Raw genomic sequence first — 18,470 nt, 5'->3', positions numbered from 1 at the left:
GCCAGGCAAGGCTCACCTTGCTCGCTCGTGTCGGCGTGATGTCAACTCCCTGCGTGAGCGACCACGTGACGATCGGGGCGGCGGCCGCGTTGTTCGGCCTGACACCGGCGACGCTGCGTTGGTGGGAGCGGCAGGGGCTGCTACCGGTCGCTGACCGTGTCGGTGGCCGCCGGGTGTACGACGGCACGGCGCTACGGCGCATCGGTCTGGCTTGTCTCTGCACCGTCGTCGGGGACATGCCGCTGCACCGGGCCGCCCTGGTGAGCAACGGATCGTCGACGAACACCAGGTGGCGACGGGCTGTGGTGACCGAGATCGAGCGTCTGGACCGAGACCTCGCCCGGCTCGCGCGGGCGGATCGCTACCTGCGTCATCTCGTGCAGTGCGTCGATGACGACCCGGTGGCCGACTGCGCCTACCTCGACGCGGAACTCGTCGACTGCACTCCGCGGGGCAGGTGCACCGAGTCCGATCTCGTCGCCGCCGCGCGGGCGGCACCGCGGCCCGGCCCGGCGGCGGATGGTCACGAAAAGCGGAGCCGCCGTGACGGAATCCGGTCGGCCGACGGGGCCCGGTGCCCGGCCTGCGACGGCTCGTTCACACCGCTCCGGCGAGGACGCCCGCGCACGTACTGCTCAGCGAGGTGTCGCCAGCGCGCCCACCGGACGCGCGGACGGATCAGTGCCGGTTAGCGCCGTAGGTCGGACCGGTGCACCTGGGTGACGGCCCGGCCGTCCACCAGTACGAGGACCGGATCGCCCGATCCGACCCCGTCGGCGTCGAGCCGCGTGAGTGCCTCGTCGAGGCCCTCCCCGTGCCCCACGGTCACCGGCGGCGGCCCGGCGTGCGCGCCGACCCGGTCGTCCGCGGCGAGCCCGGCCAGCTCGGCGACCCGCACGCAGCCGACGACGTCGGGTACCGCCCACGTCGTCGCGTCGGTCGTGCGGGGCTGCACCACCGGCACGAGGTCGGGCAGTGGGCCGTCGCCGAGCCCGGCGCGCACCTCGGCGACCGTCGCCGTGGCCGGGGCGACCCGCAGGCCCGGTTCGTACGGGCCGACGGCGTCACGGACCAGCGGGCCCTGCGGGGCGTCGAGGAAGCCGAGGGTGCGCAGCCGGGCGTCGTCGAAGTAGCGGGACAGGTAGATCCGGCCCGAGTCCGGGAGCACGGCGACGACCAGCCCGTCCGGGCCGGCCTGCGCGGAGACCCGCAGCGCGGCGGCGACGGCGAGGCCGCCCGATCCGCCGACCAGCAGTCCCTCCTCGCGGGCCAGCCGGCGCAGGGTCCGCAGCGACTCGCCGTCGTCGACCCGCTCGGTGCGGTTCGGGACCGCGGTGTCGTAGACGGCGGGCCAGGTGTCGGTCTCGGTCAGCGGGTGCAGGTAGTGGCCGACGGCCTCGACGGCGTACGGGCTGCCGTCCCCGCCGCCGTAGCGCGAGGTCCACGGGTCGGCCGCCACCACCTGCACGCCACGGGCGGACAGGTAGCGGCCCGCGCCGGTGACCGTCCCACCGGTACCGGCACCGGCGACGAGGTGGGTGACCCGCCCGCCGGTCTGGGTCCAGATCTCGGGTCCGGTGGTGTGCTCGTGGACGTCCGGGTTGGCCGGGTTGCCGTACTGGTCGGCCAGCCAGCCGCCGGGGGTCTCCGCGGCGATCCGGGCCGCCAGCTGCTGCACGTGCCGCGGGTCCTGTTTCGGGACCAGCCCGGGCGTCGTCACGACCTCGGCGCCGTAGGCGCGCAGCAGCGCGATCTTCTCCGGCGTGGTGCGGTCGGGGACCACCAGCACGGCCCGGTACCCGCGCGCCGCGGCGACCATGGCGAGCCCGACGCCGGTGTTGCCGGACGTGCCCTCCACGATCGTCCCGCCGTGGCGCAGCGCCCCGGACTCCTCGGCGGCGCGCACCATCGCCACGGCCGCCCGGTCCTTGACCGACCCGCCGGGGTTGGTGCCCTCGGTCTTCACCCAGACCGGGGCGCCGCCGTCGGGCACGATCCGGCCGAGCCGCACCAGCGGGGTCGCGCCGACGGCGTCGAGCACCGAGTCGTACACCGGACCGCCGGACGTCTGCGTCGCCATGTCGGGAGATGGTGCCGCACGGCGGGATGGCAGGCTGCCGGGGTGGGCGGAACGGTGCTGGTGCTGGGCGGTCGGAGCGAGATCGGGGTGGCGGTCGCGGAGCGGCTCGCCACCGACGCCGGGACGGTCGTGCTCGCCGCCCGCCGGTCCGGTGAGCTGGGGACGGAGACGGCCCGGGTGCGGGCCGCGGGCGCCGGGACCGACGTCGCCGAGTTCGACGCCGACGATCTGGCCACGCACCGTCCGCTGCTCGACGACGTCGTCGCCCGGCACGGGCCGATCGACGTCGCCGTCGTCGCGTTCGGGGTGCTCGGTGACCAGGCCCGCGCCGAGCGCGACGCCGCGCACGCGGCCGCGGTGGTGCACACCGACTATCTCGCCCAGGTGCACGTGCTCACCGAGCTGGCCCGGGTGCTGCGGGCGCAGGGGAGCGGCACCCTCGTCGTGTACTCCTCGGTGGCCGGGGTGCGGGCCCGGCGGGCGAACTACGTCTACGGCAGCGCCAAGGCCGGGCTCGACGCCTTCGCCTCCGGGCTCGCCGACGCGCTGCACGGTTCCGGGGTGCGGCTGGTGCTGATCCGCCCGGGCTTCGTGGTCGGCCGGATGACCGAGGGCATGAGTCCGGCACCGCTGTCCTCGACGCCCGAGCAGGTCGCCGACGCCACGGTCCGGGCGGTGCGCCGCGGCCGCGGGAACGCCGACGTCTGGGTGCCGGGTGCGCTGCGCCTGCTGTTCCTCGCGCTGCGGCTGCTCCCGCGTCCGGTCTGGCGGCGGATGCCGCGCTGACCCGACGGTCTACAGCGGGCCGACCCTCCTCTATCGGTGCGTGGCACTTCCGCGACCGTGACGCGCGTCATATCGTCGGGTGCGCATCCCCGACACCGACGACGAACGTCCAGGAGGACGCAGTGGTACACACCCGCGGAGCCGTGATCCGGAACGCGCCCGGCAAGTACGAGGTCGTCGATCTGGAGGTCGACGACCCGCGTCCGGGCGAGATCGAGGTCAAGATGGTGGCATCGGGCCTCTGTCACTCCGACGACCACATCGCCACCGGCGACATCCCGGCCGGCCGGTACCCGTTCGCCGGCGGTCACGAGGGCTCCGGCATCGTCACCCGTGCGGGGGCGAACACCAAGGGACTGGCCGAGGGCGACCACGTCGTCTTCTCCTTCCTGCCCTCCTGCGGGCACTGCCGGTGGTGTTCCAGCGGCATGCAGAACCTGTGCGACCTCGGGGCCGGGCTGCTCACCGGCGCCCGGTGGGGTGAGGACTCCACCCGGTTGAAGCTGGCCTCCGACGGCACGCCGGTCGGCCAGATGTGCGGGATCTCGACGTTCTGCGAGACCACGCTGGTCTCCCAGGACTCCTGCGTGAAGGTCCCCGACGACGTCCCGCTGGAGGTCGCCTGCCTGGTCGGCTGCGGTGTCGGGACCGGCTGGGGGTCCGCGGTGAACGCCGGTGGGGTCGAGCCGGGGCACACCACGATCGTCATGGGCGTCGGCGGGATCGGGATCAACGCGGTGCAGGGCGCCGCGCACGCCGGCGCCGGGAACGTGATCGCCGTCGACCCGGTCGCGCTGAAGCGCGACGCCGCGCTGCGGCTCGGTGCCACGCACGCGGTGGAGACGATGGAGGAGGCCACCGAGATCGCCCACCAGTTCACCAACGGGCAGGGCGCCGACCAGACCATCATCACGGTGGGCGTGCTCAAGCCCGACCACGTCGGTCAGGCGATGGCCTCGATCCGCAAGGCGGGCACCGTCGTCGTCACCGCGCTCGGGGACATCCAGTCCACCGAGCCGCTGCCGGTGTCGCTGGCCGACGTGACGCTGTTCCAGAAGCGGATCCAGGGCGCCATGTTCGGCATGTCCAACCCGAACTGGGACATCCTGCGTCAGCTGGAGCTCTACCGGTCCGGTGCGCTGAAGCTCGACGAGCTGGTCACGAACACCTACACCCTCGACCAGGTCGCGACGGCCTACGAGGACATGCACGCCGGTCGCAACGTCCGCGGGGTCGTCCGGTACTGATCGGGGTATGGACGACCTGCTGCTGCTCGACGGGCACAACGACCTCCCCTGGGCGTTGCGGATGCTGGACGGGCCCGAGCCCGACCTGCGGTCCGCCGAGCCACGGCTGCACACCGACCTCCCCCGGCTGCGGGCCGGGGGAGTGTCGGCGCAGTTCTGGTCGGTGTACGTGCCGGGCGAGACCGCCGACCCGGTCTCGGCGGTGCTGGAGCAGGTCGACCGGGTGTACCGGCTCGTCGCCCGCTACGGCGACGAGCTGGCCCTCGCCGGCGGCGCCGACGAGGTGCGGCAGGTCGTCGCGGGCGGCCGCATCGCGTCGCTGATGGGGGCCGAGGGCGGGCACTGCATCGCGAACTCGCTCGGCGTGCTGCGGATGCTGCGCACGCTGGGCGTGCGGTACCTGACGCTGACCCACAACCTCGCCAACGACTGGGCCGACTCCGCGACCGACGTCGCCCGGCACGGCGGGCTGACCGCGTTCGGCCGTGCGGTCGTCGGGGAGATGAACCGGATCGGCATGATCGTCGATCTGCCGCACGTCGCGGACACGACGATGCGCGACGCGCTCGCCGTCTCCGCCCGGCCGGTGCTGTTCACCCACTCCGGGGCCCGTGCCGTCACCGACCACCCGCGCAACGTGCCCGCCGACGTGCTGGAGTCGCTGCCGGGCAACGGCGGGGTGTGCATGGCGACGTTCGTGCCCCGGTTCGTCTCGGCCGCCGTCACCGGGTGGGACGACCGGTTGGCCGAGGCGATGGACGCCGCCGGGCGCGACCACCGCGATCTCACCGTCCGGGAGCGTTTCGCCGCGGGGTGGGACGGGCCGCCGGCCCCGCGCGCCCGGCTCGACGACGTCGTCGCACACGTCGAGCACCTGCGTGAGGCCGCGGGGATCGACCACGTCGGGATCGGCGGGGACTTCGACGGCACCGCCGATCTCCCGGACGGCCTCGACGACGTGGCCGGGTACCCGCGGCTGTTCGACGCCCTCGCCGATCGCGGCTGGTCCCGGGCCGACCTGCGCAAGCTCGCCGGGGAGAACGTGCTGCGGGTGCTACGCGCCGCCGACGTGCCGGGCTGAGGCCAGCTCGGCCAGCCGCCCGAGCTGGTCCGGGTCGGCCAGCGCGGACCCCACGGCGACCACCGACGCCCCGGCGCCGAGGTACTCCGGTGCGGTGGTCGCGTCCATCCCGCCGGTGGCGACGAACGAGACGTCCGGGAACGGCCCGCCGGTCATCCCGCGGAACCAGCGGAGACCGAGCGCGTCGGCCGGGAACGCCTTCACCCAGGTGCAGCCGAGTGCGACCGCCCGCTGGATCTCCGAGGCCGTGGCGACGCCGGGCAGGTGCGCGATGCCCCGCTCGGCGCACCCGGTGACGATCGCGGGATCGAGCCCCGGCGCGACGGTGAACCGCACGCCCAGCCGTGCGCAGCGCTCCAGCTGGTCGGGGTGCACGACGGTGCCGGCGCCGACCGGGAGACCGCGCTCGCGGCCCTCGGCGACGACGGCCTCCAGTGCGGCGAACGCGCTCGGCGACTGCACGGGGACCTCGACCAGCTCGATGCCCAGGTCCCAGGCGGTGCGGGCGAGCCGCAGGGTGTCGGCAACCGGCAGGTTGCGCAGGATCGCCATCACCCGCTGCCCGCCGAAGAGGTCGTCCGGTCCGGTCACAGGCGTGCCTCCAGTTCGGCCACCCCGCGGTCGAGGCGGGCGGTCCAGTCGTCCTCGGTGCCGGCGGCCAGCGCGTGGATGTGCCCGGCGGCGGGCAGCGGCGGCAGGTCGTCGACGTCGCGCAGGGTCAGCGCGGCCATGAGATGACCCAGCCGGGCGCGGTGGGCGGGATCGTGCCCGTCGAGCAGGCCGGTCAGGTAGCCGGCCGCGAACGCGTCGCCCGCCCCGACCGGCTCGATCACCTCGACCCGCAGCGCGGGTACGAAGACCTCGCCGGAGCCGGTGAACACGGTGGCGCCGCGGTCGTCGTCCTTCACCACGACCTGGGGCACGTCGGGGAGCAGCCGGCGGACGTCCGCGGCCCCGGCGGTCCCCCACAGCCGCTGCGCCTCGTCCCGGCCGACGATCGCGACGTCGGCCCGGCGGGTGAGGGCCAGCAACGGCTGCGCCGCGTCCGCCGCCGACCAGAGACCGGGCCGGTGGTTGACGTCGATGCTGACCAGGGGAGCGCCGGTGCCGCGGGCCCGGGCGTCGTCGCGGTCGGTGAGCACCCGGTCGACGAGCCCGGCGCAGGACGCCGAGAGCGCCGGGGTGATGCCGCTCAGATGCACCAGCCGTCGCTCGCCGGTCCGCAGCGGCGGCAGGTGCTCCGGCGACAGTGCCGAGGCCGCCGAGCCGCGCCGGTAGTAGTAGACCGGGCTGCCGGGCACCGCGGCGTCCTTGGCGAACAGGCCGGTCGGCCGGTCCGGGTCGGGTCGTACCCGGTCCACCCGCACCCCGCGTCCGCCGAGGAGCGCGAGCACCCGGCTGCCGAACGGGTCGGCGCCGAGCCCGCCGAACCACTCGACGTCCGCGCCGAGGTGGGCCATCCCGACGGCGACGTTGGACTCGGCCCCCGCCACCCGCACGTCGAGCGCCGGTGCGGTCGCCAGCGGGAGACCGCCGGGGGCGGTCAGCTGGACCATCGTCTCGCCCAGGCAGAGCGTGCCGGCGAGGGGGACCTCAGAGCTCAACACGGTCCCCCGTGTCCGGCGCGAACCATCCGGCGCCGGTGAGGTCGAGGTGCACCCGGCAGTCGCTGCCCGGCTCGATGCGCACGTCACCGGGCATCCGGGCCAGCGCGGTCGTGGTGTCGCCGTCCAGCCGGAACCCGATCACGGTCTCGGCGCCCAGGTGCTCGACCGAGACGACCTGCGCGGGCAGGCCCTCCGGGTGGTCGGCGGGGGAGACGGTGATCCGTTCGGCCCGGACCCCCATCCGGATCGCGGACCGGCCGAGTGCGGTCAGGGCCCTCGCGGCCGTGGTGGTGCCGGGGACGGGCACCCCGGCCACGGTCAGCCGTCCGTCGTCGGCGACGGCGTCGAACAGGTTCATCGGGGGTGATCCGATGAACCGGGCGACGAACTCGTTCGCCGGGCGCTCGTAGATCTCGCGGGGCTCGCCGTACTGCTGGACCACCCCGTCGTTGAGCACCACGATCCGGGTGCCCATGGTCATCGCCTCGACCTGGTCGTGGGTGACGTAGACGAAGGTCTTGCCGACCCGGGCGTGCAGCGCCGAGATCTCGGCCCGCATCTGGCTGCGCAGCTTCGCGTCGAGGTTCGACAGCGGTTCGTCGAGCAGGTAGACGTCCGGCTCCCGGACCAGCGACCGGGCCAGCGCGACCCGCTGCCGCTGCCCGCCGGAGAGCGCCTTGGGGCGCCGGTCGAGGTAGGCGGTCAGCTCCAGGGTGGCCGCGACCTCGTCGATCCGCGCGCTGACCGCGGGGTCGCGCAGGATCGCCCGCCGGGCGAGCCCGCCGAGCACCGGGATGTGGTGCCACCAGCGGGCCCGGTCCATGACCAGGGGGAACCCGATGTTGGCGCGCACCGTCATGTGCGGGTAGAGCGCGTAGCTCTGGAAGACGAACGCGATGTTGCGCTCGCGCGGGGTGAGGTCGTTGACGACCCGGTCACCGAACCGGATCTCGCCCGAGCTGAGCTCGGTGATCCCGGCGATCATCCGGAGCATCGTCGACTTGCCGCAGCCGGACGGCCCGAGCAGGACGAGGAAGTCCCGGTCGGAGACCTCGGCGTGGAAGTCGGAGATCACGGTGGTGTCCCGGAAGCTCTTGGAGACCCGGTCGAACGTGATGGACGGCATCGGCTTATCCCTTCACCGACCCGGCCGTCAGGCCGGAGACGATCCTGCGCTGCATGAGCAGGAAGAACACGATGGCGGGCAGGGTGAACACCAGCGCCGCGCTGAAGACGGTGTCGAGCGGGGTGAGGTACTCCCCGATGAACGAGGCGAGACCGGTCGAGGCGGTCCAGCTCTCCCGCTCGGACATGAACGTGGTGGCGAACAGGTACTCGTTCCACCCGTCGAAGAACACGATGACCGCGGCGGCCGCCATCGACGGCGCGACCAGCGGCACGAGCATGATCTGCAGGATGCCGAGCGAACCGGCGCCGTCGACCCTGGCGGACTCCTCGATCTCGTAGGGCACGCCGTCCATGGCCGCCTTGAGCAGGAACGTCGCCACCGGCATGGCGAAGGCGGTGTTCGCCAGCACCAGGCCGAACAGCTCGTTCAGCAGCCCGAGCGCGGCGAACATCGAGTACAGCGGCACGACCAGCAGCGCCTCGGGCAGCATCTGGGTGGCGAAGAACCCGAAGCCGAGCACGCCCTTGCCGGTGAACCGGTACCGGGACAGCGCGTAGGCGGTGAGCGTCGCCATCAGCAGGCTGAACAGCGTGGTGCCGAACGCGACGACCGCCGAGTTGCCCATCCACCGCAGGAACGGGCTGTCGGAGGTGAGGACGGAGAAGACCTCCAGCGACCGGGACAGGTCAGGCACCAGGGTCTGACCACCGCCGTAGAGCGTGTCGGTCGGGGTCATGGCGGTGTTGACGATCCAGAACAGCGGGAACCCGGCGAGCACGGCGAGCAGCACGGCCAGCAGCGTGCGCACCCCGATCCCGAGGTTGCGACGGCCGATCACGAGCCTGCCTCCAGTCGTGCGTTGCGTCGTTCGATCGCGAAGTAGACCGCCGTGACCAGCACCGACAGCAGCAGCCCGATGACCCCGACGGCGGCGCCGAGACCGAGCTGGCTGTTGGTGAACGCCTCCCGGTAGAGATTGATGACGACGGTGTTCGTCGCGTCCACCGGGCCGCCGCCGGTGAGCAGCCAGACGATCTCGAACCGGCGGAACGACCAGATCGTCATCAGCAGCCCGGCGATCTTCAGGGTGGGGGCGAGGAACGGCAGGACGACGAGCCGGAAGGTGCTCAGCGCGCTCGCGCCGTCCACCCGGGTGGCCTCGTAGAGCTCCTCGGGCACCGACTGCAGCGCGGCCAGCACCACGAGCATGACGAACGGGCTGACCTTCCAGACGGTCGCGAGCAGCACCGACACCATGCCGAGGTCGGGATCGGTCAGCCAGCCGGCCTGGCCGACGCCGAGCGCCCGCAGCCCGGTGTTGGCGACCCCGGCCGAGTCGTTGTAGATCCACCGGAACACCAGCGCGACGGCCACCGTCGGCACCGCCCACGGCATCACGATCACCGCACGGGCGAGCAGGCGGCCCGGGAACACCCGGTTGAGCACCACCGCCGACACCGTGCCGAGCAGCAGGGCCCCGGCGACGGTGGCACCGGAGTAGATCAGCGTCGTCAGCACCGACCGGAACAGCGCGCTGCCCGCGACGAGCTGGGCGTAGTTCTCCAGGCCGACGAACGAGCCGCCGTTGGGCCGCAGCAGCCGGGTGTCGGTGAAGCTCAGGCCGATCCCCCACAGCAGCGGGATCCCGGCGAAGACCAGCAGGAACGCCGCTCCGAGACCGGCGTAGCCGTACGGGACGAGGGACTGCCGCCGGGCGCTCACCGCAGCGCCTCGGCGTCGCGCTGGGCCTCGGCGAGCGCCTCGGCCGCGCTCGTGTCCGAGGTCAGCACCTGCTGCACCCGGGTGAGGACGATGTTGCGGATCTGCGGGGTCTCGATCTCGAAGCCCGGGACGACCAGCCCCTGGGAGTCCTCGAGCTGGGTGTAGAAGGAGTCCACCCAGCGGTTCGCCGCGACCTTGTCCGCGGGCGGCGGCACCGTGGTGCCGTTCCCGGCCGGGAACTGGGCGTCGGCCAGCGCGCGCTGCGGGCCCTCGGTGTACATCCAGCGCAGGAAGTCCTTGGCCAGCGCCTGGTTCGGCGAGTTCGCGTTGATCGCGATCACGTTCGACTGCGCCCCGGAGGAGCCGCTGGGGAAGGGCAGCACGGTGGAGCCGACGTCGGCCGGGGTGAGGTCGGCGCTGTTGGCGAGCGCGCTGCTCACCACGGTGGCGTTGTCCAGCACGAAGGCCACCTCACCGGCGCCGAACTTGCTGCGGAAGGTGGACGCGTCGTCGCCGACGGCGAACGCCCCGGAGGCGTAGATCCGCGCGAACGCCTCCACGGCGGCCACGTTCTGCGGGCTGTCGATGGTCAGCCGGCCGTCGGTGGCCCAGCCGCCCCCGAAGCCGTACACCCAGCTGGCGAAGTCGTCCCACCACGCCTCCTCCTCGTTGAGCTGGTGGCGGGTGGCGAAGCCGATCCGGCCGGTGCGCTCGTGCACCTGCACCGCGGCGGTCAGCAGCTCGTCGACGGTGCGCGGCGGGGTCGTGACGCCGGCCTCGTCGAGGATGCGCCGGTTCCAGAACAACGCGTACGGCGCGACGCCCCACACCAGGCCGAGCCGGGTCCCGTCGATGCGCAGCTCGGCGTTGTTGGGCCGCAGCGCGGCCTCCTGCTCCGGGCCGAGCACCCCGTCCAGGCCGACGAGCACGTCCGCGTCGGCCATCGTGTGGAAGAACGGCGCCGGGCTGGCCAGCAGGTCCGGCCCGCCGCCGGACCCGATCTGGGTGCTGATCGTCTTCTCGTAGTCGGCCCGGGTGATCGCCACGGGCTCCACCCGGGCGGCGGGATTGGCCTGGTTGTAGGCCTGCACCGCGGCCAGGATCTGCTCGCCCCGGCCGGGCTCGTTCCACTGCCAGTTGGCGAAGGTGAGCGTCCCGCCCGCCTCCGGTGGCGCTCCCGCCCCGCCGGCCGGTGCGGAACCGCACCCGGCGAGCAGGGCGGTCGCGACCACGGCCGCGACCAGCGCGACTCGGTTCCGACGCACCTCGTACCCCTCCTTGGGTCCTGTCCGAGATTGCAAATAATGCAACTGCTTATGCAATATTCGGAGCGAGGCTCACTGTAGACACGCTCGGCCGTCAGCGGAAGGCGGCCTTCCACGGCGCCGTGGTGAGTGCGCTGTGCGCGCGCCAGCGGGACACGGCGGTGAGCAGGTCCCGGCGGACCGGATCGTGGGCCGGGTCGTCCCAGAGGTCGTGTTCCTCGTGCGGGTCGGCCTCGAGGTCGAACAGCTGCCCGCGGTCGTCGTCGACGAACTCGACGAGCTTGTAGCGCTCGTCGCGCACCATCGTCATCAGTGCCGTCCCGGTCAGCACCTTGTCCCGGGCGTGCTCGGAGAACGCGTGCTCCCGTCCGGGCCACGGCTCGCCGCGCAGCGCGGGCAGCAGCGACCGGGCCTCCATCCAGCCGGGCGGCTCGACGCCGGCCAGCTCCAGCACGGTCGGGCCGATGTCCATCAGCGCGGTCAGCCCGTCCACCCGCCGGTCGGCGGCGACCCGGCCGGGACCCCAGGCGATGAGCGGGACCCGCACGCTCGGCTCGTACATCGTCCACTTCTGGATGTGACCGTGGTCGTTGAGGCAGTCGCCGTGGTCGGAGGTGAACACGATGACCGTGTCGTCGAGCACCCCGCGCCGGCGCAGCGCCTCGACGATCGCCGCGACCTGGTCGTCGATCATCGAGACGTTCGCCATGTAGTGCCGGCGCTGGCGGTCGATCTGGGCGGCGGTCGGGTCGGCGGGGTGGACGACCGAGTCGTGGTCGATCTCCTGGTTGTGCCGGCGCAGCTCCTGCAGTGCGGCGGGCTGGGCGGCGAGATCGGGGGCGCTGCGGTTCGCGGGCGGCATGGGTACGCCGTCGTAGCGCTGCAGCGCCTCGGCCGTGGGGTCGTACGGCGGGTGCGGTCCGGGGAACCCGACCTGCAGGAAGAACGGCTCGTCGCCGGTGTAGCGGTCGAGCCACATCTCGGCCAGGCCGCCGACGAACGTGTCGGAGTGCAGGTCGTCCGGCGCCTCCCAGACGAACGCCCCCATGGCGTCGGGATAGTCCGCGCGCTCGCGGTAGACGGCGCGGCCGGGCTTGGTCACCCCGCGCGTCCAGAACGCCTTGTCCCACTGGTCGAGGTAGTGCGGGTTGGTCAGCGGGAAGCGGTCCTTGTTCTCGACGACGTGCCGCTCGTGGAACCCCGCGGAGGTCTCGTAGGGGTAGGTGTGCATCTTGCCGACGTTCACGCACCGGTAGCCGGTGCCGGCGAGCTGCTCCACCCAGCTGTGGTGCCACGGGTCCTCGTTGCGCAGCACCCCGGTGGAGTGCGGGTACATGCCGGTGAACAGGCTGGCCCGCGACGGTGCGCAGGACGGCGACGTCACGTAGGTCCTGGTGAACGTCGTCCCCTCGTCGACGAGGCGGTCCAGTGTCGGGGTGAGGGCGTGCCCGTGGCCGAGCGCGCCGATCGTGTCGAACCGCTGCTGGTCGGTGATGATGAGGACGATGTTGGGTGCGTCGGACACGCTGCTCCTCAGTCGCTTGCAATAAATGCAATGGTCATTGAGAATGTTGCACGCCGAGCGTAGACGTTCGGGTCAAGAGCGCCGTCGTCCCGAGAAGGGCCCCATGTCCTCGACCGTCCTCCGGGCCACCCAGATCATCGAGCTGATCTCGGAGGGCCCGCGGACCACCGCGCAGGTGGCCGAGCACTTCCAGGTGCACCCGTCGACGATCTTCCGGCAGCTGCAGACCCTGGAGCGGGTCAGCTTCCTGATCCGGTACTCCGACGGGACGTACGGGATCGGGCCGCGGATCATCGCGATCGCCCAGCGGGCGCTGGACAAGATCGACCTGCGCCGGATCGCGCACGAGACGCTGCGCGGCCTGCACACCCGCACCGGGCACACGCTGCACCTCGCGCAGCTCGTCGAGAGCCAGGTGCTCTACGTCGACAAGGTCGAGGACGCGTCCGGCATCCGGATGTACTCCCAGGTCGGCCTGCCGGTTCGGCTGAACTGCACCGGCGTCGGCAAGGTGGTGCTGGCCCAGCTCCCGGCGGCCCGCCGGGCGGAGCTGCTCGCCGGCGCGGACTGGACCCGGCACACGGCCACCACGCTGGCGCCGGCCGAGCTGGACGCCGAGCTGGACCGGATCGCCGAGCGCGGATGGGGGGTCGACGACGGCGAGCACGAGGAGTTCGTCAACTGCCTGGCCGTACCGGTCGGGGACTCGGCGGGGGCCGTCGTGGGGGCGCTGTCGCTGACGTCGCTGCGGATGATCGCCGATCTCGACGCGTTGCGCGCACACCTGGACGACCTGCTGGCCGCGGCCCGGACGATCTCCGCCGCTCTGGGGTGACGGCGGCCCGCCGCTCGCACCTGGTCCGCCCGGCCCGCGGGCCGGCTCACCCCTCGGGTCCTCGGCCCGGCTCGTCCGGGTCCACCGCCAGCGCCGCGCCGACCGCTGCGGCCGTGCGGAGCGACCCGAGCGCGGTCGGGTGGAACGGGTCGGGGCGGTCCAGTCCCTGCAGGTCCGGTCCCATCCCGTCCGGTGCCGGTGCGCAGAGCGGGGTGAGGTTCGGGGCCGCGGTGGTGAAGCCGAACCGGGCGGCGCCGTCGGCGAGGACGTCGTTGAGCCTGCGGTTCCGCTCGGCCAGCAGATCGATCTTGGCCTGGTCGAGCCCCGGCGCACCGGCAGGCCCGCGCATGTCGGCACAGGCCGGGTCGAACCGGTCGGGGAACGGGTCGTAGGACAGCGTGACGACGACCCGGGGCCGGTCCGCCAACGCGTCCAGGTCGGAGAACAGCGCGCCGACGTCCCGGGCGAACGTCGCCAGCCGGGCCTCGAACTCGCCGTCGGAGAGCCGGTCGTCGCAGGTCGCGAGGCCGTAGCAGTAGAGCAGGAAGTCCGACCACGCCAGGTCGTTCGGCCCGATCTCCACGACCACCCACTGCAGGCCCTGCACCTGCTTGAGCCGGCCGACCTGGGGTGCCACGGTGACCCCGGACCGCTGCTGCGGCCCGCGCAGCCCGGCGGGGACGCTCGCCCCGGCGCAGGCGAGGTTGAGCACCCGTTCCCCGCGCAGCAGCGACAGCTGGGCCGCGGTGGAGTCGACGCTGCGTGCGCACACGCCGTCGGCGGGGTCGGCCGGCCCGCCGGGGACCGGCCCGGCGGGACCGCCGATCCGGGCGGCCCGCGAGTCCCCGACGACGGCCCCGGGCACCCCGCTGATCGCGGGCCCGGTGGGGGAGGGGCTGACCTGCGTCGCGCCGACCAGGTCGGTCAGCGAGGTGATCGTCGCGAGCCCGGCCGAGGTGCCCTGCACGGCGGCGGCCCCCGCCGCGCCCCAGAGGACGAGTGACGCGGTCAGGGCCACGACCGTCATCCGGGCGATCGGCCCCGCGTGGTCGTCCCAGTGCACCGGGCGCCGTCCCCGGCTGCGGGCCCGTCGCAGGGCGAGCACCAGCCGGGCCCACGCCATGAGGACGCTGCCCAGGACCGCGGCGAGCACCATCCCGGCCGCGCCCCAGAGGTACCAGGTCACGAAGCCGTCGGTGAGCTCCCGGACGGCGTGCCCGGCGTCCCCGGCGGTCTGCGGCCCGAGCAGCGGCCCGTTGTCGGCGGGGCGCTGCAACGGCCCGATCGACAGTCGCGGCCGGATCGGGCCGTACACCTCGACCCGGGTGAGATCGAAGGCGGTGTTGCCGAGCTGGACGATCTGGGCCGGCCCGGACAGCGACGGGGGCGGCACCCGGGCGCCGACCCCGACGTCCTGGCCGAACACCTCGACGTGCTGCTCCGGGGTCAGCGCGACGACCAGCGGCACCCCGGCGACCGCGATCAGCGCGAGCAGCAGCAGCGTGGGCAGGGACCGGGCCTCGCGCAGCAGGGCGCGCAGCCGCACCGCCGGCGAACGACGTTCCGGCACCGTCAGGCGGGCCGTTCGCCCCGGAGCCGCGGGCTCAGCCGTCCGGCGTCGGTGGCGCGGTGCACGCCGTCCCGCTCGATGTCGTCGGCGAGGGCGTCGCCGTGGGTCACGAGCGCGTCGAGGTCCAGCCCGGCCGGTGGCGCAGTGTCCATCACCCGCCACAACCGGATGCCCTCGGTGCCGCGGCGCAGCAGGGACACCGCGCCGCGGGCGTTGCCGCGCTGGGCGTGGGTGAGCCCCACCGCGAACTGGGCCAGTGCCCGCCAGAGATCACGGGTGTCGTCGTCGGCGCCCTTCCAGGAGCCCTCCAGGATCTCGTGGGCCTGGAACGGGAGACCGTCGTCGAGCAGTCGCTGGGCCTCGGTCACGGCGGCCTCCGGTGGGAGCACCAGGTCCTCCGGCACCCGTTCGACGCCGTCCGCCCCGCGGTCCAGCGGGCGTCCGGCGGCGTCGCGCGGGCGGGAGTTGCGGGCCCGGCCCTGCTCGTCACGGTCGCGGGAACGCGTCATGCCCCCGACGATGCCATCCGATCGGTTAGCGTGCGCCCCATGCACCAGGGGCTGTTCGACGTCGAGGGCAAGGTCGCGCTGGTCACCGGCGGTACCAGCGGGATCGGTGAGATGATCGCGCGCGGACTGGCCGAGGCCGGCGCCCGGGTGTACGTGGCCGGGCGCAAGGCCGCGGCGTGCGCCGCCGCCGAGGCGGACTACGGCGCCACCGGGATCCCCGCCGACCTGTCCTCGGAACAGGAGTGCCTGCGCCTCGCCGCCGAGATCGCCGAACGCGAGGACGGGCTCGATCTGCTCGTCAACAACGCCGGTGCCACCTGGGGCGCGCCGCTGGAGGAGTTCCCCGCGCACGCCTGGGACAAGGTCCTCGACCTCAACGTGAAGGCCCCGTTCTTCCTCACCCGCGCGCTGCTCCCGCTGCTGGAGGGCGCGGCCACGCCCGACGACCCGGCGCGCGTGATCAACATCGGCAGCATCGACGGGCTGCGCGTGCCCCGGCTGCCGACCTACAGCTACTCGGCGAGCAAGGCCGCCGTGCACCAGCTGACCCGGGTGCTCGCCCGCGATCTCGGGCCGCGCGGCATCACGGTGAACGCGATCGCGCCCGGCCCGTTCCCGTCCCGGATGATGCGGGCGACCCTGGCGGACGCGGGCGAGGAGATCGCCGCGGCCTCCCCGCTGGGGCGGATCGGCCGGGCGTCCGACGTCGTCGGGGCGACGCTGTTCCTCGCCGGGGCCGCCGGGTCCTACGTGACGGGCGCGGTCATCCCGGTGGACGGCGGGATCTCGACGACCGGCTGAACGCCCGGCCGCGCCGGCTCAGCCCGACTCCAGCGGCCCCAGCTCGGCGGAGAACCGGTCGAGATAGGCGAACCAGTCCGGGATCGGCGCCGACGGCCGGACGACGAACTTGGTCAGCCCGCCCTCGACGTGCCGCCGGATCAGCTCGGCGGTGCCCTCCCAGCCGATCCCGACGATCTCCCGCGGGTCGATGTCGGGTCGCTGCTGCGCCGCGCGCTCCAGGGCGGCGTCGAGGTCGGTGCCGGGCAGAGCGGCCCAGATGTTGGTCCCGTAGTGGTCGTCGTCGATCGTGCGGCCGGCGTCCCCGGCGGCCTTCTCGATGACGGTGCGGCCGCGCGCGGTCTCCGCGGGGGTCAGGAAGCTGGCCAGCCAGCCGTCCGCGAGCCGCCCGGCCCGGCGCAGCCCGACGTCGGCGCGGCCGCCGAGCCAGATGTCCGGCGGCCGTGGCGGCCGGGGGAGGACCGTGGCCCCGTCGAGGGTGAAGAACTCGCCGTGGTGGGTCACCGAGTCCTCGCTCAGCAGCCGGCGGAGCACGACGAGCGACTCCTCGAACACGTCGGCCAGGCGCCCCGGGACCGGGTGCAGCTGCCGGTCCTCCGGTGACGCCGCCCGGATCCCGAACACCGGCAGGATCCGCTTCGGGGCGAGGACGGTCAGCGTGGCGAGCTCGGCGGCCAGCAGCATCGGGTTGCGGCCGGAGAGCACGGTGACACCGGTGCCGACCTTGAGCCGCCGGGTCCGGGCGGCCGCCCAGGTGCTCCCGACCATCGGGTCGACCACCGACTTGGACGCCAGGTCGGCCAGCCACAGGGAGTCCACCGTGGACCGGTCGAGCGCGTCGACCAGCTCCTCGAACTCCGTGCCGAACTCGTCGGTGCTGCGGGCACCGACCAGGCCGACGCCGATCCGGACCTTGCCGTGCGGGGAGTGAACCACTCACAGCACGCTACGCCGCGGTCACCGTGCGGTCACGACTCGTTGTGATTCGACACCCGGTAGAAGATCGGGCCCGGGATACGGCAGAGTGGACGGCATGGTCGCTCCCGCCGCCCCCGTCGTCGCCCCGGTCACGGCCCGCGCGTTCCGGATCGTCGCGGTCGCCGAGGCCGCGTCCTGGACCGGCTTGCTCGTGGGGATGTTCGTGAAGTGGGTGCTGGGCACCAGCGAGCTGGGGGTCCAGGTGTTCGGGCCGATCCACGGCGCGCTGTTCGTCGCCTACGTGATCGTCACCCTGTGGACCGCCCGGACCTTCCGCTGGGACCTGCGGACGACGGTCGTCGGGCTGCTCGCCAGCATCCCGCCGCTGACCACGATCGCCTTCGAGCGCCACGTCACGCGGACCGGTCGCCTCGGAGCGGTTGACAGTCAGGTAAGCCTACGCTAATTTTCACGTGTCGCTTCGTGGTGGGAGCGGCGCGTCAGTTCGGGAATCACGGCCCGGCCGCCAGACCACAGCGGCCGGGCCGTCCCGCGTCGGGGGCCGGGTCATACTGGCGGTCGTGACCGCAGAGCTGCCCGAGGTCGACGTCGACCGGCCGAACGCCGCCCGTATCTACGACTACATGCTGGGCGGGTCGCACAACTTCGCGTCCGACCGCGCGGCGGGTGACGCCATGCTGGCCCGCTTCCCGGACGCCGCCAAGGCCGGTCACGCCAACCGTGAGTTCCTGCACCGGGCGGTCGAGCACTGCTGCAGCCTCGGGATCACCCAGTTCCTCGATCTCGGCTCCGGCATCCCGACCCGCGGCGGGGTCCACGAGTTCGTCGAGCGCCGGGCTCCCGGTGCCCGGGTGGTCTACGTCGACATCGAGCCGGTCGCGGTGGCCTGCTGCCGGGCCCTGGTGGAGGGGAACCCGCGGGTCCGGGTCGCCCTGGCCGACCTGCGTGACCCGGCCGCGGTGCTGTCCGCGCCGGAGGTGCGTGACGTGCTCGACCTCGGCGCACCCGTCGCCGTCCTGGCGGTGGCGTCGCTGCACTACGTGGCCCCGGCCGACGACCTGTCCGCGGTCGTGGCGGCGTACCGCGCCGCGCTGGCCCCCGGCAGCGCACTGGTGATCTCGCACGGCAGCGACGATCTGGACGACGAGGTCGCGGCCGGCCACATGCGGGACCTGGCCGCGGTGATGGCCACCAGCGCGACGCCCGCGTACCTGCGCGACCGCGCCGAGCTGCGCGCGGCGCTGGCGGGTTTCCGGCTCGTCGATCCCGGGCTGGTGGACATCCGCCGCTGGCGGGACCGGTCCGATCTCCCGGACGCCGCCGTCTACGGCGCACTGGGGGTGCTGGACGCCGCCCCGGCGACGGCGCCGTGAC

General features: G+C 73.6%; 19 protein-coding genes. 8 read left to right on the top strand and 11 right to left on the bottom strand.

Annotated features, from left to right (window positions below; genetic code table 11):
* Window positions 1-53 precede the first annotated feature (53 nt).
* Window positions 54-692 carry a MerR family DNA-binding transcriptional regulator gene (locus AFB00_RS28805; RefSeq protein ID WP_197519698.1) on the top strand — a complete coding sequence of 213 codons (639 nt, stop codon included), beginning with the start codon at window positions 54-56 and terminating at the stop codon, window positions 690-692.
* Here the strand turns inward: AFB00_RS28805 and AFB00_RS28800 are convergent.
* Window positions 689-2,080, bottom strand: a complete 1,392-nt coding sequence (locus tag AFB00_RS28800; protein ID WP_068799786.1) for a PLP-dependent cysteine synthase family protein — start codon at window positions 2,078-2,080, stop codon at window positions 689-691. The two genes, AFB00_RS28805 and AFB00_RS28800, sit on opposite strands and share 4 nt — an antisense overlap.
* Before the next feature lie 42 nt (window positions 2,081-2,122).
* Here AFB00_RS28800 and AFB00_RS28795 point away from each other — a divergent pair, with 42 nt between their 5' ends.
* The 3 genes from AFB00_RS28795 (at window position 2,123) to AFB00_RS28785 (ending at window position 5,194) form a co-directional block, all read left to right on the top strand.
* Window positions 2,123-2,866, top strand: a complete 744-nt coding sequence (locus tag AFB00_RS28795; RefSeq protein ID WP_068799785.1) for an SDR family NAD(P)-dependent oxidoreductase — start codon at window positions 2,123-2,125, stop codon at window positions 2,864-2,866.
* A gap of 122 nt (window positions 2,867-2,988) precedes the next feature.
* Window positions 2,989-4,113, top strand: coding sequence for an NDMA-dependent alcohol dehydrogenase (locus AFB00_RS28790; RefSeq protein ID WP_068799784.1), 1,125 nt, complete (start codon window positions 2,989-2,991; stop codon window positions 4,111-4,113).
* A 7-nt stretch (window positions 4,114-4,120) separates the two neighbouring features.
* Complete coding sequence (locus tag AFB00_RS28785; RefSeq protein WP_068799783.1) at window positions 4,121-5,194, top strand: dipeptidase; 1,074 nt, start codon at window positions 4,121-4,123, stop codon at window positions 5,192-5,194.
* On the opposite strand, the gene AFB00_RS28780 is transcribed toward AFB00_RS28785, so the two are convergent.
* From AFB00_RS28780 to AFB00_RS28750, 7 genes are all read right to left on the bottom strand, one after another.
* A complete protein-coding gene (locus AFB00_RS28780) occupies window positions 5,168-5,785 on the bottom strand; it encodes a bifunctional 4-hydroxy-2-oxoglutarate aldolase/2-dehydro-3-deoxy-phosphogluconate aldolase (protein WP_197519697.1) in 618 nt (205 codons plus the stop codon). The two genes, AFB00_RS28785 and AFB00_RS28780, sit on opposite strands and share 27 nt — an antisense overlap.
* Complete coding sequence (locus AFB00_RS28775) at window positions 5,782-6,801, bottom strand: sugar kinase (protein ID WP_231974123.1); 1,020 nt, start codon at window positions 6,799-6,801, stop codon at window positions 5,782-5,784. The genes AFB00_RS28780 and AFB00_RS28775 overlap by 4 nt, the downstream gene beginning before the upstream one ends.
* Window positions 6,788-7,927, bottom strand: coding sequence for an ABC transporter ATP-binding protein (locus AFB00_RS28770; protein ID WP_068799781.1), 1,140 nt, complete (start codon window positions 7,925-7,927; stop codon window positions 6,788-6,790). The genes AFB00_RS28775 and AFB00_RS28770 overlap by 14 nt, the downstream gene beginning before the upstream one ends.
* A 4-nt stretch (window positions 7,928-7,931) precedes the next feature.
* A complete protein-coding gene (locus AFB00_RS28765; protein ID WP_068799780.1) occupies window positions 7,932-8,768 on the bottom strand; it encodes a carbohydrate ABC transporter permease in 837 nt (278 codons plus the stop codon).
* The gene (locus tag AFB00_RS28760) at window positions 8,765-9,652 is read right to left on the bottom strand and encodes a carbohydrate ABC transporter permease (protein ID WP_068799779.1); all 888 of its coding nucleotides are present in this window, start codon (window positions 9,650-9,652) and stop codon (window positions 8,765-8,767) included. Before AFB00_RS28760 ends, AFB00_RS28765 begins: the two co-directional genes overlap by 4 nt.
* Complete coding sequence (locus AFB00_RS28755; RefSeq protein ID WP_068799778.1) at window positions 9,649-10,917, bottom strand: extracellular solute-binding protein; 1,269 nt, start codon at window positions 10,915-10,917, stop codon at window positions 9,649-9,651. The genes AFB00_RS28760 and AFB00_RS28755 overlap by 4 nt, the downstream gene beginning before the upstream one ends.
* 94 nt (window positions 10,918-11,011) lie before the next feature.
* Window positions 11,012-12,442 carry a sulfatase family protein gene (locus AFB00_RS28750; protein WP_068799777.1) on the bottom strand — a complete coding sequence of 477 codons (1,431 nt, stop codon included), beginning with the start codon at window positions 12,440-12,442 and terminating at the stop codon, window positions 11,012-11,014.
* Between the two features lie 103 nt (window positions 12,443-12,545).
* On the opposite strand from AFB00_RS28750, the gene AFB00_RS28745 reads away from it, so the two are divergent.
* A complete protein-coding gene (locus AFB00_RS28745; RefSeq protein ID WP_068799776.1) occupies window positions 12,546-13,277 on the top strand; it encodes an IclR family transcriptional regulator in 732 nt (243 codons plus the stop codon).
* Between the two features lie 46 nt (window positions 13,278-13,323).
* Here the strand turns inward: AFB00_RS28745 and AFB00_RS28740 are convergent, their stop codons facing one another.
* On the bottom strand, window positions 13,324-14,847 hold the full coding sequence (locus AFB00_RS28740; RefSeq protein ID WP_231974122.1) for a GDSL-type esterase/lipase family protein: 1,524 nt from the start codon (window positions 14,845-14,847) through the stop codon (window positions 13,324-13,326).
* 2 nt (window positions 14,848-14,849) lie between these two features.
* The gene (locus tag AFB00_RS28735; RefSeq protein WP_068800782.1) at window positions 14,850-15,356 is read right to left on the bottom strand and encodes a DUF309 domain-containing protein; all 507 of its coding nucleotides are present in this window, start codon (window positions 15,354-15,356) and stop codon (window positions 14,850-14,852) included.
* A gap of 39 nt (window positions 15,357-15,395) precedes the next feature.
* Between AFB00_RS28735 and AFB00_RS28730 the strand changes: the two genes are divergently transcribed.
* The gene (locus tag AFB00_RS28730) at window positions 15,396-16,157 is read left to right on the top strand and encodes an SDR family oxidoreductase (protein ID WP_068800781.1); all 762 of its coding nucleotides are present in this window, start codon (window positions 15,396-15,398) and stop codon (window positions 16,155-16,157) included.
* Between the two features lie 18 nt (window positions 16,158-16,175).
* On the opposite strand, the gene AFB00_RS28725 is transcribed toward AFB00_RS28730, so the two are convergent.
* The gene (locus AFB00_RS28725) at window positions 16,176-17,093 is read right to left on the bottom strand and encodes a TIGR03854 family LLM class F420-dependent oxidoreductase (RefSeq protein ID WP_068799775.1); all 918 of its coding nucleotides are present in this window, start codon (window positions 17,091-17,093) and stop codon (window positions 16,176-16,178) included.
* 97 nt (window positions 17,094-17,190) lie between these two features.
* Here AFB00_RS28725 and AFB00_RS28720 point away from each other — a divergent pair, with 97 nt between their 5' ends.
* Window positions 17,191-17,541, top strand: coding sequence for a DUF3817 domain-containing protein (locus tag AFB00_RS28720; RefSeq protein WP_068800780.1), 351 nt, complete (start codon window positions 17,191-17,193; stop codon window positions 17,539-17,541).
* A 115-nt stretch (window positions 17,542-17,656) separates the two neighbouring features.
* Window positions 17,657-18,469 carry an SAM-dependent methyltransferase gene (locus AFB00_RS28715; RefSeq protein WP_197519696.1) on the top strand — a complete coding sequence of 271 codons (813 nt, stop codon included), beginning with the start codon at window positions 17,657-17,659 and terminating at the stop codon, window positions 18,467-18,469.
* The last annotated feature ends 1 nt before the right edge of the window (window position 18,470 follow it).

The organism is Pseudonocardia sp. HH130630-07 (genome assembly GCF_001698125.1).
Taxonomy (GTDB): Bacteria; Actinomycetota; Actinomycetes; order Mycobacteriales; family Pseudonocardiaceae; genus Pseudonocardia.
This window is presented reverse-complemented; position numbering and strand designations above follow the sequence as displayed.